Source organism: Candidatus Nanoarchaeia archaeon, from assembly GCA_035290625.1.
GTDB lineage: Archaea > Nanobdellota > Nanobdellia > Woesearchaeales > DATDTY01 > DATDTY01.
This window is the reverse complement of record DATDTY010000031.1, coordinates 1-15,137: the sequence shown is the minus strand read 5'-3', so window position 1 is coordinate 15,137 and position 15,137 is coordinate 1. Positions and strand designations below refer to the sequence as shown.

General features: G+C 48.2%; 17 protein-coding genes, 1 tRNA gene and 1 pseudogene. 14 read left to right on the top strand and 5 right to left on the bottom strand.

The features are described 5' to 3' along the window. Positions 1–113: 113 nt before the first annotated feature. Positions 114–1,415: an RNA polymerase sigma factor RpoD/SigA gene (locus VJB08_02540; protein ID HLD42844.1), complete on the top strand. Its 1,302-nt coding sequence runs from the start codon at positions 114–116 to the stop codon at positions 1,413–1,415. Between the two features lie 82 nt (positions 1,416–1,497). Further along, positions 1,498–2,841 carry a sigma-70 family RNA polymerase sigma factor gene (locus VJB08_02535; protein ID HLD42843.1) on the top strand — a complete coding sequence of 448 codons (1,344 nt, stop codon included), beginning with the start codon at positions 1,498–1,500 and terminating at the stop codon, positions 2,839–2,841. A gap of 66 nt (positions 2,842–2,907) precedes the next feature. Here the strand turns inward: VJB08_02535 and VJB08_02530 are convergent. Beyond that, positions 2,908–2,979, bottom strand: a tRNA-Ala gene (locus VJB08_02530). A gap of 54 nt (positions 2,980–3,033) precedes the next feature. On the opposite strand from VJB08_02530, the gene VJB08_02525 reads away from it, so the two are divergent. Together VJB08_02525 and VJB08_02520 are read left to right on the top strand one after the other, a co-directional pair. Then, the gene (locus VJB08_02525) at positions 3,034–3,663 is read left to right on the top strand and encodes an HAD-IA family hydrolase (protein ID HLD42842.1); all 630 of its coding nucleotides are present in this window, start codon (positions 3,034–3,036) and stop codon (positions 3,661–3,663) included. 1 nt (position 3,664) lies between these two features. After that, positions 3,665–3,973, top strand: coding sequence for an MGMT family protein (locus VJB08_02520; protein HLD42841.1), 309 nt, complete (start codon positions 3,665–3,667; stop codon positions 3,971–3,973). Here VJB08_02520 and VJB08_02515 read toward each other — a convergent pair. Then, the gene (locus VJB08_02515; protein ID HLD42840.1) at positions 3,970–4,497 is read right to left on the bottom strand and encodes an HIT family protein; all 528 of its coding nucleotides are present in this window, start codon (positions 4,495–4,497) and stop codon (positions 3,970–3,972) included. The genes VJB08_02520 and VJB08_02515 overlap by 4 nt on opposite strands. Further along, positions 4,497–5,291 carry an HIT domain-containing protein gene (locus VJB08_02510; protein HLD42839.1) on the bottom strand — a complete coding sequence of 265 codons (795 nt, stop codon included), beginning with the start codon at positions 5,289–5,291 and terminating at the stop codon, positions 4,497–4,499. Before VJB08_02510 ends, VJB08_02515 begins: the two co-directional genes overlap by 1 nt. A 275-nt stretch (positions 5,292–5,566) precedes the next feature. On the opposite strand from VJB08_02510, the gene VJB08_02505 reads away from it, so the two are divergent. After that, on the top strand, positions 5,567–5,830 hold the full coding sequence (locus VJB08_02505) for a hypothetical protein (protein ID HLD42838.1): 264 nt from the start codon (positions 5,567–5,569) through the stop codon (positions 5,828–5,830). 1 nt (position 5,831) lies between these two features. Here VJB08_02505 and argS read toward each other — a convergent pair whose 3' ends face one another. After that, on the bottom strand, positions 5,832–7,508 hold the full coding sequence (gene argS / locus VJB08_02500) for an arginine--tRNA ligase (protein HLD42837.1): 1,677 nt from the start codon (positions 7,506–7,508) through the stop codon (positions 5,832–5,834). A gap of 433 nt (positions 7,509–7,941) precedes the next feature. Continuing rightward, a pseudogene (locus VJB08_02495) lies at positions 7,942–8,478 on the bottom strand (arginine decarboxylase, pyruvoyl-dependent). A 236-nt stretch (positions 8,479–8,714) separates the two neighbouring features. Between VJB08_02495 and VJB08_02490 the strand changes: the two are divergent. From VJB08_02490 to VJB08_02450, 9 genes are all read left to right on the top strand, one after another. Beyond that, positions 8,715–9,173, top strand: a complete 459-nt coding sequence (locus tag VJB08_02490; GenBank protein HLD42836.1) for a hypothetical protein — start codon at positions 8,715–8,717, stop codon at positions 9,171–9,173. A gap of 178 nt (positions 9,174–9,351) precedes the next feature. Further along, complete coding sequence (locus VJB08_02485; GenBank protein ID HLD42835.1) at positions 9,352–9,798, top strand: hypothetical protein; 447 nt, start codon at positions 9,352–9,354, stop codon at positions 9,796–9,798. A 43-nt stretch (positions 9,799–9,841) separates the two neighbouring features. Beyond that, positions 9,842–11,446, top strand: a complete 1,605-nt coding sequence (locus tag VJB08_02480; protein ID HLD42834.1) for a hypothetical protein — start codon at positions 9,842–9,844, stop codon at positions 11,444–11,446. Positions 11,447–11,508: 62 nt separating this feature from the next. Then, a complete protein-coding gene (locus VJB08_02475) occupies positions 11,509–11,847 on the top strand; it encodes an Rpp14/Pop5 family protein (GenBank protein ID HLD42833.1) in 339 nt (112 codons plus the stop codon). Further along, a complete protein-coding gene (gene psmA / locus VJB08_02470) occupies positions 11,847–12,578 on the top strand; it encodes an archaeal proteasome endopeptidase complex subunit alpha (protein ID HLD42832.1) in 732 nt (243 codons plus the stop codon). Before VJB08_02475 ends, psmA begins: the two co-directional genes overlap by 1 nt. Further along, a complete protein-coding gene (rrp4, locus tag VJB08_02465; protein HLD42831.1) occupies positions 12,578–13,273 on the top strand; it encodes an exosome complex RNA-binding protein Rrp4 in 696 nt (231 codons plus the stop codon). The genes psmA and rrp4 overlap by 1 nt, the downstream gene beginning before the upstream one ends. Continuing rightward, positions 13,274–13,972, top strand: coding sequence for an exosome complex exonuclease Rrp41 (locus VJB08_02460; protein ID HLD42830.1), 699 nt, complete (start codon positions 13,274–13,276; stop codon positions 13,970–13,972). Continuing rightward, positions 13,966–14,739, top strand: a complete 774-nt coding sequence (gene rrp42, locus VJB08_02455; GenBank protein ID HLD42829.1) for an exosome complex protein Rrp42 — start codon at positions 13,966–13,968, stop codon at positions 14,737–14,739. The genes VJB08_02460 and rrp42 overlap by 7 nt, the downstream gene beginning before the upstream one ends. 2 nt (positions 14,740–14,741) lie before the next feature. Beyond that, the gene (locus tag VJB08_02450) at positions 14,742–14,969 is read left to right on the top strand and encodes a DNA-directed RNA polymerase subunit K (GenBank protein ID HLD42828.1); all 228 of its coding nucleotides are present in this window, start codon (positions 14,742–14,744) and stop codon (positions 14,967–14,969) included. Positions 14,970–15,137: the final 168 nt, after the last annotated feature.

Sequence of the window (15,137 nt, the reverse complement as noted above, 5' to 3'; positions counted from 1 at the left end):
TTTAGCGTGAAGGCTCAGGAATTCTTCAACAAGTTTGAGCTAAAGCAGTGGATGGCCAAGATGGACAGGAAAATAGAGAAATCTTATTAAACAGCCTGTTGTTTTTCTCTGAGATGGATTTGGGGAATGAAGAGGGTTCCGGATCTCATTCAGAGAGCAATCTTGTATTGTCATATCTACACGAGGCAAGCCAGTTTCCGCTGCTGACAGCAGAGCAGGAGGCACAGCTGAGCCAGCAGAAGAAGGAGCATACAGGCATCATAAGAGAGAACCTGGTCAGGATAAAGCCAGGAATTGCTGCCGTTCGCGAGTATTATGAACGGCTTGCGGCCAGAATAAATACTTATCTCTCAAAGAGGTATATTACAGAACCTGAATCATATCAGGAGATCGGGCTCCGCCTCAAAAAGATCACTGATCAGACTAGGAAAGAGTTTGAAAAAAAGGTTACAGGGATGTTTCTTGATGCAATAGGGATTGACTGCGATGAAGGAGATATAGCAGAAGATGATCTTGTTGCCAGAATGCAGGACTTTTATCAGGCATTTCAGAGTGCGAGTACCGATTCTGGAAAGATTTCAGAGTATCTCTTAAAGATGCCTGCAAAGGCTGTCTTCGATATTGGATCCCGGGTCACAAAGAATGGAAATGGGGAGGTTGAATATGAAAGAATCAGGATTGGCATGCAAGGATACCTTGATGCGAGGGATGCCCTCATAAACCACAACTTGAGGCTGGTTGTAGATGCGGCAAAAGGCTACCAACGAACAGGAGCCCCTTTGCTGGACTTGGTTCAAGAGGGAAATATAGGCCTCATACGCGCAGCAGAGAGATTTGATCATACCCTTGGAAGATTTTCTACCTATGGCACCTGGTGGATTTGCCAGGCAATCTCCCGGGCAGCTGACGAGAGATACTCAACAATCCATGTTCCACAAAAAAAGAGGGTATTGAATCGGCGCTTGCATCGGGTGACTCAAGAGCTCACCGCCAGAAAGCTTAGACAGCCCACAGAAGAAGAGCTTGCTGCTGCTTTGGGAATCGGCCAGGATCAGGTTCAAAAGCTCCAGATGCTTCCAAAGTGTGTATCTCTCAACGAGATGGTTGAAGAAGGCTCTGAGATTGGGGATCTTTTTGAGGACACTTCACGTGAGCCGATTGGTAAAGGTCTGCTTGATGCAGAAGCCGACGAGTATCTCAACAAAACCCTTTCCACATTGCCCTTCAGGCAGGAAGTGGTGATGAGATTCCGATTGGGGCTGGGGTATCCCGGGAAGCCCCTCAAACAATGTACATTAGAGGAGATAGGCCAGCGATTTGGATTAAAGCGTGAGAGGATCCGGCAGATTGAAAGTGAGGCAATGAATTCTTTACATATGCCCTTCAGACTAAAGATGCTGGAAAACTGCCTGTGATGCTGTTTCAGATTTTGCTTTCTTGAGCGCAAATGGCCAGGAGAAAGATAGATTAATATAATAAATTCTATTACTTTGCTGCATGCTACCATCAGATGTGTACAGCCTTCCTTGGTATTTCGCAGCAAGCAAACAGCTTCTTACCCGGGAACAGGAGGCTGAGCTAGGAGAGAAAAAAGACAGTGCCGGGCTAAGGCTCAAGGAGGCCGTGATTGAGGTTGGATTGGATGAACTCGTCAGGCATTATATGCCCTTGATTTTTTGCGCAGGAGAGTATATTTCTGGAGGGTATCTGCATAATCCTGTGGGGTATCAAAAGGTAGGGATGTCTGTTGCAGAAAGCATATCACCTCCAAAGCAGGCTGGGTTTGTTAAGCAACTCGGGTGGCTGTTTCAGGATGCGACAGAGATAGGTGATCCACAAGAACAGGATTATCGTGAGTTCTACTCAGATATGGAATTTATATTAAACGGGTATTCCAGGCAAAAAGCAAGGGAAGCGTTTCGTGGAAAATGGCTTGCACTCGGCATGGTTGCAGAGATGTCAGACATGCTGCTGGAGAGATTTGCGTCCCAGAAGCAGAGGTATCAAGAGAGATTAGAGCGATGTTCTTCAAAAGAATCGGATTCGCTTGCCAAAAAGCATAGGGGGATCTCAAAGAAGTATGCAACATTGAGGATGAATCTTGACGAGTATCGGGATGCTGTGAATGGGTTTATTCTGCCAAATCTGCGTCTGGTAGTTTCTATTGCCAAAGGATATAGAGGAAAAGGCATGGATATGGATGACCTTATCCAGGAAGGCAACCTCGGCCTGATGCGGGCTGCTGAGAAGTTTCAGCAGGAGAAAGAGTATAAATTTTCCACGTATGCAACCTGGTGGATCAAGGAGTCGATAGGTCGGGCAATTGATACCCACGCGAAAAACGTCAGAGTGCCTGTCGGAAAACAAGTGGAAATCAGAAGGATTAACCGTGCACAGGATGATCTCATGAAACAGTTAGGAAGATCTCCAAGTCCTGAAGAGGTTGCTGAAAGACTGGGCATACAACCCAAAGAGGTTGATGTAGTGAAATACAAAAAGGGAGAGATCTCAATCCACACAAAATGTGGAAGGGACGAAAAGGCAGAGCTGAAGGATTGTATCCCCGATACAACCATACGCTATCCCTCAGATATCGGTTCAGATGAGGAGAGCCTTGCCAGAATAGAAGATGTGCTCTCTTCGCTGACAGAGAGGGAAGAGACCGTGATGCGGCTCAGATACGGAATTCCGCTTCATGGGCTTCCGATGAGAACACATAGTCTTAAGGAAGTCGGCAATCGTTTTGGCGTCACACGGGAAAGAGTGAGGCAAATCGAGGCCAAGGCAATGAGAAAACTGAGAGGAGAAAGTAGAAAAGATATATTGCAGGAGATAATGTAAAGGGAGAATTTATTGGCTCGATCGACTCGCCGGGCAGCGGAACTGCGTTCCTGGTCCGGCTCGTCATGGACTCGCCGGGAATCGCACCCGGGATCTCACCCGTGCGAGGGGTGTGTTCTGCTACTAAACTACGAGCCCTTTAATAGGGGTATTTTGTCAAAGTATATAAATAAATAAGGAATCAATATCTGCATGCTCACCACCATCATCTTCGACTTCGACGGAACGCTTGCAGACACAGGCAGAATCATGATCGAATGCATGAATGAGCTTGCGAAGCAGGAAAACCGGCCGCAGCTGAAAGCAAATGAATCGCTCAGGGAGAAAACAGCATTACAGATCTTTACCAAGGATCTGGGGGTTTCAGTCTATAGGGTTCCTTACTATGTGAGGAAGGCGAGGAAGATCATGGAAGCGAAGGCCAGCAGCATACGCTTCTTTAAAGGAATCCCAAGCACTGTGAAAATGCTTTCAAGACAGTTTCGTCTTGGAATCCTCACGTCCAACAGCGATGAGATTGTAAAGAAGGTTCTTGTCAAAGAGGGCGTTACATCATTCAGTTTCATCTTCTCAAACAGTTCGGTGTTCGGCAAGCACCGCTCCCTGAAAAAACTGCTTAAAACCTATCGCCTTCAGCCAGCAGAGACCATCTACGTCGGAGACGAAGTGAGAGATATAGAGGCATGCAGAAAAGCAAAGGTCCCCATCATTGCAGTAACCTGGGGGTTCAATTCGAGAAAGATTTTAGAGAGAGCAAAACCGGACTTTATAGCTGACAAGCCAGAAGAGATTATAAAAATTGCCAAAGGTCTCCGGGAATAACATGCCAACCCGCTTCCAAGAAAAAGTCTATGCAAAGCTCAGAAAGGTGCCAAAAGGAAATGTCACAACCTACGCTGATCTTGCCAAGGCTGTCGGCAGCAAGGCTTTCCAAGCTGTTGGAACCGCAATGAGGCTCAATCCCTATGCTCCTGAAGTGCCTTGCCACCGTGTAGTGCGGAGCGATGGAAGTGTTGGAAGATTCAGTGGAAGAGGCGGAGTGGAAGGAAAGATTTGGCTCTTAGAGAATGAAGGCATTTCCATAAAGAAAGGGAAGATTGTTGATTTTGAGAGAAAGCTCCGCCGCTTTTAAGGTATCCGGTTCAGGTGCCGCAGCATAACATTCTCTGCTCCGGGCTCTTCCTTCAGAACCTCCTTTTTTGGCTCCAGCCTAACCTCTTTTTTCGTACCATGATCAAAGGTAAGCTGCTTTGCAAGTTCCCGGAAAAGGACCTCTACCGTCGACATTTCCTGATCCGAATACTTTTTCGGCTCCCACTCAAAGCTGAGCCCGTCTCCCTCGAATCTTGGGATAAGATGGACTGCAACATGTGGAATCTCCTGCCCGGCAGTGGATCCATTCTGGATAATAATGTTTGTTCCTTGGATAGGCAGAGCCTCAAAGAGAAGCTTTGAGAGCGCGTTGGTTGTTGTAAAGAGCTGCTCAACCTCAAAATCAGAGAGCTGCTCAAGGATGGTGACGTGCTCTTTGGGCATCACAACGACATGTCCAGGCACTGCCGGATTTGGATGCAGGACCGCAAAGGTGCTCTCGTCCTTATAGACCTTTTTAATTCCGCGCTGGCCATCCCTCAGTTCACAATAGACGCAGCCCATCAGTTTCCTCCCAGGACCCGGGCGATTTCGTCAAGGGAGGATTCTCCCGTAGTTTCTTTCCTGGGCTCGCCCTTTTTGAATTCTTTGGATTCTTTTTTACGAGGCGATTTCAGATGCCCTTTCTTGAGCTCTGTCTTTGGCTGTTCTTTTTGTTGCTTCGGCTCAGCCTTTGGCTCAGTATACTCTGCCTCCAGGATCGGCTGCTCAAAGCGGTTTGATTCAGGTTTTGCCTGTGCACGCTCTTGTACACTCTTTGTATCGAATTCTGTATAGCCCGGTCCGAGCAGCTCTTCAACCTTTTTGGAGAGTTGGATACGGATCTTCTCCAGGCTCTCTTTTTGAACGTTTTTTTGAGGGATGGAAAGCGGCACATGATCATCCTGCGTTCTTGGGATGATATGGACCATAAAATGGGTGGCGCGCTGGCCCGCTGCTGCTCCGTTTGCTATAAAGATGCTTGTGCCCTCTGCCTTCAGGCCCTTAAGGGCAATTGAGGAAAGGCTCTTCGCAACCTTGAATAGATGTTTGAGATCCGCATCAGGGACTTGAGGCATGATCGAGTAATGCTCCTTGGGCATCAGAAGCATATGGCCGAGATTTGCAGGGTTGATATCCAGGACAGAAAAGCTGACTGCATCCTCATACACCTTCTTTGATGGAATCTTTCCTGAGATGATCTGGCAGAATACGCACTGCTTCTTTTGGAACTCCCTAAGCTCCTCCGGAGACATCTTCTTGAGCTTCTCCTGCAGTTCCGCCATCTTGCTGTCAGGAGTGATGTTCGGCTTGAGCATGGAGAAACCGTTATCTAAGGATATTTAATGGTTGCGGCTTTGGCGGGTAATGGCTCTGCTGGAATCATTCTGCTTCGCAGGCAGTGCCGGGCTCGGCTCTTCATGTTTTAGCGTAAAGCGACATATCCTCCGATGGGGCGTCCCCCTCAACTCAGGTCATAGTACTCTTTAAGAGCCTCGCAAAGAGGCGGCAGCATTGATTTTCACCGCAGCCGTATGTAATGAAACGTTTTTATAGTAGAACAAGATACTGCAGTTAACCGAGGCTTGTGCTTATGGAAAGGAAAAGTATCACGAAGCATTGCATTCTGTTCTCTCCTTTTGTGCTCGCCTTCCTCTGGATAGGGTATCTTCTGGCCCAGCCACAGCCTGCTTTTCGGGGAGAGTTTCTTTCGCCAGGAGGAAATGGCCTTATCCAATCGCTTGGTATTTTTTTGCTTGGCTACGCACTGTTTCTTATGGCAGTGTACTCAGATGCGATCAAAAGGCGAAGCCTTGAATGGAGGGATACTCCGAAGAATGTTCAGAAGAGGAGATAACTCACATTTCTTGCGGTGCTGTGATGCCAAGCAGGCGGAGAGATTCCTCAAGGACTGCCTTTGTTGATGTGATGAGGCTTATCCTTGCTGCCTCCAAGGCCTTGTCTTCCTGGATCACCCGATTGCTGGTATAAAATTCGCTGAATGCTTTTGCCACAGTATAGGCATAATTTGCTACAGTGTGGGGAGAGTAGTTCTGGGCAGCATGCTCAACCGCTCCCGGGAATCCAGCCAGTGCAGAGAGCAGGCCCAGCTCCTTCTCAGAGTTCAGCAACCCAAAGTTGGGCTTAGCGCCCCTTTTGCATTTTCTGAGGATTGAGCATATCCGCGCATAGGCATACTGGATGTAAGGCCCAGTCTCGCCTTCAAAAGACAATGCGGTATCCCAGTCAAAGATAATTTCCCGGTTGTTCTCACGTGAGAGCATGCTGTATTTGAGCGCTCCAAATGCTATAGCCTTGGCAGACGCGTCAATCTTTTTCTTTGTCCACGAGTGCCTCTTGGCAACCTCCTGGGAAGCCCTCTTCAGCATGGTTTGAATAAGATCATCATAAAGCACAACCGTTCCTTCGCGGGAAGACATCTTTCCCTCAGGCAGCATGACCAGGCCATAGATCACATGATGCGACTTTCCTTTCATCGGAGAATTGATGAGTTCAAAGGTCTTGAAGAGCTGCCTGAAGTAAAGCTCCTGCTCCTTTCCCACCACATGGATCGAAAGGTCAACGCGAGGGTACTCCTTTGCCTTGAGCTCAGCAAGGGCAAGGTCTTTTGTGTGGTACACGGCATGCTTGTCTTTTGTCAGCAGCACATAGACGGAGAGCCCATAGCTCTTGAGGTCAACAATGACAGCGCCTTCGCTTTCTTTAGCAATCCCTTCCGCCAAAAGATGTTTTGCAAGCTCGATTCCGTGTTTTTCAACCTCGCTTTCAAAATACAGCCGCTTGAATTTGACGTCAAATTCGCGGTAAAGTTCCTCAAAATCGTCAAGGCAATACTTCCTGGTTTTTTTCCAGAGTTTGATGATCTTCGGGTCGCCTGCATACAGATTCTTGTTGATGGTGCGGAGTTCCTCCTGGACTTTTGGGTCTTTTGCCAGCTCATGGGCCCGGCTGTAGACCTTTCCAAGCCAGACACCCCTATGGCGCAAAGGCGGCTTTTCCTTTGAGTGGAGGAGCCCATAAAGGCATTTTGCTACATGGGGGCCGATATCGCCCTGGTAGTTAACTCGAATTACCGTAGAGCCTCTCTGTTCCAGGATCCTCGAAAGAGACTCTCCCAGGCAGATATTCCTGATATGCCCGATATGGACCGCTTTATGGGTATTTGCGTGGAAGAACTCAACCATAACCGTATTGTTTTTACGAGGCACTCTCCTAAACTCATTGGTCTGAATCAATTGGATGATCTTCTCAGCGAACAATGCCTGGCGTATGAAGAAGTTAAGATAAGGCCCCTTGACTTCAGTCCGTTCGATAATTTCGTCGGGGAGTATCTTTTCATGCAGATCCTTTGCTATCGCACTCGGAGCAGACTTGGCAATCTTTGTAAGAGAGAAGCAGGGCAGTGCATAGTTGCCGAATTCTTGTGACGGAGGAATTTCAAGCCTGAAGGCCCCTGGAGCAGCCTTCGTATGCTTTGCAAGGATCTTCCTGATATGCTCTTCAAAGAATTGCATTCAGCCAATAAGAGAAAGTGTGTTTATTAAGCTTTTGTTCAAGCGACGCCATTGAAAAGTCATGCGGCGCCCTCTTGTGAGCCATCATAAAGGCGATGCGGCGCAACGACAAGAGGGTTGGCGCCTTCGGAGAATGTCGCTATTCTGCTTGATTTGCACATGGCGAACTGCTCCGCAGAAGCGACCAAAAATGCGAAGCATTTTTGAGTACTGGCGCTGCCGAGCGAAGCGAGCAACTTTTCAAGGGCGTTGTTCACGCCGGCTTTGGCTGCTGCTCCTTTTTCCTTCCAAAAACAGAGCGGGCAAGGGAAAAGGGCTTCTTGATGCTGTTCTTCAATGCGCTGTCCTTGGGAGCATCCTCCTTCACCAAGTTTTCAGAATTTGCCTGGGCTGCCTCTTGCATTGCAGCATAGTCTGCAATCATCTGGTCTGTGACGAGCACTGCAACAGCAACGACGGATGTCCACAAGCCGTATTTATTTCCTTGCGCAGATTGGGTGATATTGCGCGTCTTGACAATCTTCCCCGACATCATAAATTCCTGCTTCCGCTCATCCCATGCCTTGTCAGGGTCAAACTCGAGGCCAAGCGTGCTTGCAAGCATCGTTGCCGCAAGGTCTTCGGCATAGTCCCCTGCCTTGTCCTCTGTCTCTCCGTTTGGATGGTGCTCGCTGAGATAGCCGTATGTCCCTTTGTCAGCCGGGATCGCTGCTCCGATGGAAGCGGCAATCAGTCGGTTGGGCTCATTTGTGGAATTCCGTGCAATGACGCAGAAGGTTATTGCACCGGGCTTCACGTATTTGACCCCCTGTTCTTTGGAGATAACCTCGGCATTGGGCGGAAAAATGCTCGACACGTTCACAATATTCGCCTTTTCAATGCCTGCATTGCGTAGCGCAAGCTCGAAGCTTTGCAGATAATGCTTATGGACACCAACGCCCTTGGTAAAGAATATTTTTCGTGGAATCATTTCGTATGTCCTGAGGGTAAAGATTTCCTGCTCTTTTTAAGTGTTTCTTTTTTGCTGCCTGAATTCGTTTCATCCGAGCGACCCAGGTTGCTCAGGTCTGGATGCTCGGTCCTATGGAAAATGGAGCCTCGGTTGGCGCCGGACTCAAAAACGCCTCGTTTTAATCAAAAGATTTAAATAGGGGAATTGCCAAGAATAGGAATAATGCTATTTACAAAAAGAGGAGAGGTGATGATATGAAGAAAGGACAGGCTGCCATGGAGTTCCTTATGACGTATGGCTGGGCCATCTTGGTTGTTCTTGTTGCGATTGGGGCACTTGCCTATTTCGGAGTGCTGAGCCCTGATAGATTCCTGCCAGAGAAATGCGTGATTAGCACAGGATCTGGGCTGTTCTGTGATGAGTTCTCCTCAAGCGCATCCGCAGATACTGTAACGCTGAGGATCCATAATATCCTCACTGAGAGTGCCTGGGTTGATTCTATCACGATAAGCGCTCCAAGCTGTAGCTTCGCAACAGCAGACACGCAGATTGCGGCTGATGCAACCGCAGACTTTGTGCTTGCATGCGCAGGAGGCCTTACATCAGGCGACAAGATCAAAGGAGCAATCACCGTTGCTTTTGATGCCGGTTCAGCGGCAGGGTCTGGGCTTCCAAAGAGCGCGACAGGGCAGATTGTGACTACGGTTCCATAAATTTTTTTTCTTTTTATTCTTGTTTTAAGAAGGTTTATTTAGTATGATTGATAATGAGGATATAAAAGTGATTAATAATTGATTAAGTATACAGTACATAATTGAGATATATAATTTGAGACATATAATTGAGGTATATCAATTGATGGATACTATACAGCACGTGGTGTGAGTTGTTATGAGAAAAGGACAGGCTGCCATGGAGTTCTTGATGACCTATGGCTGGGCCATCTTGGTTGTCCTTATTTCTATCGGTGCGCTTGCATATTTCGGAGTGAACAAGGCCGAGCAGTTTTTGCCTGAGAAATGCTTGATTGCGACCAGTTCCGGGATATTTTGCGAGGAGTTTTCTACGAGTTCGAGTGCAGATACAGTTACATTGAGGCTTAGGAATATCCTTCCTGATCCTGTTTCTGTGAGCAGCATAACATTGGATGATCCCTCTTGCGCTGCTGCTGCAGGAGGAGTTGTTGGTTCTGACAGCGAGGCGGATTTTATACTGGAATGCTCCGCAGGCCTTAATCCTAAACAGAAGATAAAAGGGAGTCTGGCAGTGGACTATTCTGTCGGCTCTGCTGGATTAGCAAAATCTACCACAGGCCAGTTGATTACGGTTGTGCCGTGAAGACATCGATAACTATATATAACCCAATTCTTCAAAACACCCTATGCTCAAGAGGTGCTTTTTTCTGGGTTGGATGTTTTTGACATTGGCTCAAACGGCTCTCGGAGCCCAGCTGATTTCCACAGGAACCTATGCATCAGGCAACAACATTACTGTTGATGGCACTGCGTATAGGATTAGGTTCTCAGACCAGGACAGATATGCTGCTCCTGCTGAGGTTCTTCTTGAATCTGCTGGGAAGAGCATGATTGTGGGAAATGCTTCGTGCAAAGAGGAGGGCAATATCCAGTTCTGCCTGAACTCGATCTATTTCACCTATCCGAATGCCACGCACAAAAATGTGTGGGAGGCGTCGCTCAGCATCTATTCAAAAACCGCATCAGTCCAGCTCACCAAGACAATCGATGATGCCGCACTGCTTATTGGCCAGGAGACTGATGTTGCTGTTGCACTAAAGAATACCGGAGACTGGAAAGCAGCAGACGTTGTTTTTGTTGACAGGTATCCTTCGACAATAGGACTTACCATCAATGTAGAAGGCTGTTCGCTTTCAGGCAGCGTATACAAGTGGGAAGGAGCGTTGGAGGCTGGGCAGGAGCATGCCTGCAGATACACTATTGCTGGAAAATCCGGCGGAAAAAATGACAGTGTTGCAGAAGTTGTCTATTTTGATGGCAGCAGCGCAAAAACTGATTCGCTGAAGTCAAAGATCGAGGTATTCAATGCAGCAATACAGGCTGTCCCTAGGCTTGCAGAGAATGCAAGCAGTATCGGAAGGTCAAACAGGCTTGAGATCAACATCACCAATACCAACCCGGAACATGAGTCCAGCGGAGCCATTGAGCTTATGTTTCCGCCAGGGACTGTATTTGGAATGCGAAGCCACGGCTTCGAGAAGGACGGCACAAAACTCACAAAGAGGATATCTCTCGATAGCAAAAAGGGAGAGCTGCTTGTTGTCAATTTCTCAGGAACGCGCTCAGGCAGGACGCCTATAAAAGCAGTTATTGAGAGCCGCATCAATGGATTCGCAGAAGAGCAAAACATTGAGATCCCACTCACCGTACTTGCACCTGAACCAGGCATCAGGTTCCAGGCAAAAGAAAGAGCGCAGCCAGGCGAGAGGGTTGATTTCGCAGCAACAGTATACAATCCATCATCACAAAAGATGAGGGATGTACAGATCACAACCGAGACATCAATCCCTGGAATTCAGCCAGCGCAAATCACATTGGGAGAACTCATTGAGGATAAGGATATCGCAAGCTTCTCCTACACTGCTGAGAGGGGGGTGTACAGCTATCTTGTCCAGATAGCGTATGCCACAGAATTTGGGGAGCGTCTAACACAAAGATTCGAATATGAGACTGTGGTTGAGGAGATGGTTGAAGAGGCAGAGCGAATAGCCCAAGAAGAAAGCCCTTCTCTGGAAGCTGTTCCTCAAGAAGCTGCTGAAGCCCCTCAATTAGGCCAGGAATCCAGGCCTGCTGAACCAGATGAGACAGATAGTATTTCGTCATCGTGGGAAACAAAAGGCTGGCTTTTAGGCTCCACAAGCCGTCTTTTTGCCGCAATAAACATCATCCTGCTGGGAGTTTTAGGTGTAGTTGCGTATCTGGCTGTTCGAAACCCAAAGATTTATAAATAATCATGGATTCCGCAGTAGGTGAATGAGAGAGAAGCAGAACACTGTTTTCTCAGAGAGGACAGATGATTAAGGCCTTGCAGCCAAGTTTGCGGGAAAAGAAGCGATATGTGGCGTTTGAGATTATGTCTGCGAGTCCGGCCCGCTTCGGAGATGCCCAGAGAGCGATTTTGCAGAGCCTTCACAGCCTGTTCGGGGTTGCAGGAGCAAGCAAGTTTGGAGTGCAATTTATAGATGTCTGGAAAAACCAGAGAGGAGTTATCCGCATTGGGCACAGGTTTGTAGACCATCTCAAGGCAGGCTTTTGCTTCGTCAGGATTCAGGGAAAAGAGGTTATTTGCAGGTCACTAGGAGTTAGCGGTATGGTACAAAAAGCAATCCAGAGGACAGAGGGGGTGAGATAATGCAGCCAATGCCACATCAGATTATGGGATATGACAGGGCAATAACTATGTTCAGCCCGGACGGAAGGCTTCTCCAGGTGGAGTACGCCAAAAAAACCGTGAAGCAGGGCTCTACAGCCATCGGCATGGTATGCTCCGACGGCGTATTATTGGTTACAGACAAGAGGATTGTTGACGTTTTGATTGTGCCTGAATCTGTGGACAAGATCTGGCAGATTGATGACCACATTGCCACAAGTGCCTCGGGGATTTTGTCTGATGCCAGGGTCTTGATTGAGCGCGCCCAGTTGAGGGCGCACCAGAACCGGATTACATTCGATTCAGAGATTGACGTCAAGTCAGTCGTCAAGGAGGTTTCTGATTTATGCCAGATTTGCACCCAGTCAGGCGGTTTGAGGCCTTTTGGGGTTGCGTTGCTGATTGCAGGCATAGATCCTGACGGGCCAAAGCTGTTTGAGACTGACCCAACAGGGATCTTCTTCCAATACAAGGCAAGCGTCATTGGTGAAGGCGAAGCTGAGATTGAGCCGATCCTCCATAAAGAGTATTCTGAGAAGATGACAATTGAGGAGGGGTTCATGTTGTGTTTGCAGAGCCTTCGGAAGATATTAGACAAGAATCTGAATGCAGACAGGATAGATGCAGCCTATATCACAACAGCAGAGCGGAAATTCACGAAGATCTCAAGGCAGAAGATCGACAAGGCAATTCGGGAGCTGAAGAAGAAGTAATGGCGCTGCTTGCAAAAGAAAAAGATATCCTGGTTCCAGGAGAGGAGATTGCCAAAGGCATGGACTATATCCCAGGGAGCGGTACATACCGCGACAAGGACTCAGTCGTTTGCCAGCGCTTCGGATTGCTGAGCCTCAGCGGAAGGACAGCCCATATCATCCCCTTGACCGGAAAGTATGCGCCAAAAAAGGACGACACCATTATCGGGATAGTTGCTGATGTCAGTTTTTCCGGATGGAGGATTGATACAAACTCTGCCTACTCTGCCATGCTGAATGTCAAGGATGCAACCTCTGAGTTTGTCAGCAAAGGCGCGGATTTAACCAGGTTCTTTAAGATAGGAGATATTATCTTCACGAAGATTTTTAACGTAACAAGCCAGAAATTGATTGATTTGAGCATGAGGGGGCCTGAGCTGAGGAAACTCGAAGGCGGCACCATCATCTCTGTCGACCCCAATAAAGTCCCCCGCCTTATTGGAAAGAATGCCAGCATGGTTACGCTGATGGAGGGAACAGGCTGCAGGATCTATATAGGCCAAAACGGGCTTGTGTGGATCAAAGGCGAGCCCGATGCTGAGGTGCGCCTTATCAAGATAATAAAGAAAGTGGAAGAGGAGGCCCACACTCCTGGACTCACCAAGAAGATCGAGGATTACGTGAACGAGATCAAGAAGGAGGCAAAGAAGGTATAAATGGCATTTACACGTCCAGACAATAGGAAAGTGAACGATTTTCGGGATATCGAGGCCAAAGCAGGCATCATCAAGCGCGCAGACGGAAGCGGCTACTTCAGGATTGGAAAGACTGTCGCATACGCAGCAGTCTATGGGCCAAGAGACCTGTATCCAAGGTTTCTTCAGAACCCCCAAAAAGGGATCCTGCGGTGCAGCTATAACATGATGCCATTCTCAGGCTCAGGGGAGCGTGTGCGCCCAGGGACAAACAGAAGGTCGCGCGAGATTTCGCATGTAACCGAGAAAGCGCTGCTTCCGGTCCTGGACTTGACTGAATTTCCGAATGCAGTCGTTGATGTTTTTATCGAGCTTCCGCAGACTGATGCAGGAACACGATGCGCAGGGATTTGCGCTGCCTCTATAGCATTGGCAGACGCCGGGATTCCCATGAGGGATATGGTGAGCGCGATTGCAGCAGGATATATAGGCGGAACCGCCCTGATTGATGTCTCAAAGGAGGAAGAGGATTATGCCGGAGGCATGGCAGACATTCCGATTGCGCTCCTGCCACGCACGGGGGAGATTACACTCTTGCAGATGGATGGAATTATGCCGAAGGATCAGCTGAAGAAGGCCATTATGCTGGCAAAAGAGGCATGTAAGAAGATCATCACGGTTCAGCAGAAAGCGCTGAAGGAGAAATACGGAAGATGGTAGTGAAAACCTCAAAGCAACGTATGCTTGAATTTTTTGCAAAAGGCTTCCGGCTGGATGGGAGGAAGCTTAATGAGTTCCGGAACGTCCAGGTCGAGACAGGGATATCGCCGAATGCCGAGGGCTCTAGCCGCGTGAAAATTGGGGACACAGAAGTGCTGGCAGGCGTGAAGCTGGAGCTTGGCACACCCTATCCTGACAAGCCGGATGAAGGAACGATCATGGTGGGAGCTGAATTGCTGCCCTTGTCAAGCCCGGATTTCGAGGCAGGGCCTCCAGGGATTGGAGCCATTGAGCTCGCCCGCGTCGTTGATCGGGGGATTAGGGAGGCTGCAGTTATTGATTTTAAGAGATTGTGCATCACGCCTGGAGAAAAGGCATGGATTGTCGTGATTGATATCATCTCAGTTAATGATGATGGTAACCTTTTTGACGCTGCTGCCCTGGCAGCCATAGCTGCGGTAAAGAACTGCAGATTTCCTGAAATTTCTGACGGAGTGATTGATTACAAGAGCACCACAGAGGAAAAGCTTCCATTAAACGAAGAGTCTGTGGAGGTTACAGTCCATAAGATAGGAGGCACTATTTTTATAGACCCGTCACTGGCAGAGGAACAGCTGTCTGAAGCCAGGCTTACGGTTGCGGTCACAAAAGAAGGGGATCTTTGCGCGCTCCAGAAAGGCGGAGATTTTCCCCTCGTAGAGGAAGATATTTATGCGATGATTGACCTTGCAGTGGAGAAAAGCAAGGAACTCAGAAAACTCATCTAACCATGGCAAAGAAAAGCTTTAAGAGGATTCGGCTGGTAAAGAAGTATACGAGATACGAAAAGGCCAGGATGATAGGGAGCCGAGCACTGATGATTTCTATGGGAGCTCCGTTCTGCATCCCATTGGGCGAGAAGGATCTTGAAGAGCTCAGCTACGACCCCGTGAAGATAGCCAAGAAGGAATTTGAGGCAGGAGTCATTCCTCTCACAGTCAAGCGGCCTTTGCCCTAGACTTCTTAGCGTTTACATTATTTTTTTCTGTCTTATCCCGAAACTATTTCCCTACGGTGAGTTACATTGGAGCATGAAACTCACCAGAGGGAAGCTTATGGAGACCATAAGGCGCAAGAATGATGGCTGGACAACCTATCAAGCGAGGAAAATAGCCCGTGTTAGTAT

Bases quoted from the DNA above. Each gene is read 5' to 3' on its own strand.
- VJB08_02540 (HLD42844.1), top strand. From the start codon at position 114: ATGGATTTGGGGAATGAAGAGGGTTCCGGATCTCATTCAGAGAGCAAT.
- VJB08_02535 (HLD42843.1), top strand. From the start codon at position 1,498: ATGCTACCATCAGATGTGTACAGCCTTCCTTGGTATTTCGCAGCAAGC.
- VJB08_02525 (HLD42842.1), top strand. From the start codon at position 3,034: ATGCTCACCACCATCATCTTCGACTTCGACGGAACGCTTGCAGACACA.
- VJB08_02520 (HLD42841.1), top strand. From the start codon at position 3,665: ATGCCAACCCGCTTCCAAGAAAAAGTCTATGCAAAGCTCAGAAAGGTG.
- VJB08_02515 (HLD42840.1), bottom strand. From the start codon at position 4,497: ATGGGCTGCGTCTATTGTGAACTGAGGGATGGCCAGCGCGGAATTAAA.
- VJB08_02510 (HLD42839.1), bottom strand. From the start codon at position 5,291: ATGCTCAAGCCGAACATCACTCCTGACAGCAAGATGGCGGAACTGCAG.
- VJB08_02505 (HLD42838.1), top strand. From the start codon at position 5,567: ATGGAAAGGAAAAGTATCACGAAGCATTGCATTCTGTTCTCTCCTTTT.
- argS (HLD42837.1), bottom strand. From the start codon at position 7,508: ATGCAATTCTTTGAAGAGCATATCAGGAAGATCCTTGCAAAGCATACG.
- VJB08_02490 (HLD42836.1), top strand. From the start codon at position 8,715: ATGAAGAAAGGACAGGCTGCCATGGAGTTCCTTATGACGTATGGCTGG.
- VJB08_02485 (HLD42835.1), top strand. From the start codon at position 9,352: ATGAGAAAAGGACAGGCTGCCATGGAGTTCTTGATGACCTATGGCTGG.
- VJB08_02480 (HLD42834.1), top strand. From the start codon at position 9,842: ATGCTCAAGAGGTGCTTTTTTCTGGGTTGGATGTTTTTGACATTGGCT.
- VJB08_02475 (HLD42833.1), top strand. From the start codon at position 11,509: ATGATTAAGGCCTTGCAGCCAAGTTTGCGGGAAAAGAAGCGATATGTG.
- psmA (HLD42832.1), top strand. From the start codon at position 11,847: ATGCAGCCAATGCCACATCAGATTATGGGATATGACAGGGCAATAACT.
- rrp4 (HLD42831.1), top strand. From the start codon at position 12,578: ATGGCGCTGCTTGCAAAAGAAAAAGATATCCTGGTTCCAGGAGAGGAG.
- VJB08_02460 (HLD42830.1), top strand. From the start codon at position 13,274: ATGGCATTTACACGTCCAGACAATAGGAAAGTGAACGATTTTCGGGAT.
- rrp42 (HLD42829.1), top strand. From the start codon at position 13,966: ATGGTAGTGAAAACCTCAAAGCAACGTATGCTTGAATTTTTTGCAAAA.
- VJB08_02450 (HLD42828.1), top strand. From the start codon at position 14,742: ATGGCAAAGAAAAGCTTTAAGAGGATTCGGCTGGTAAAGAAGTATACG.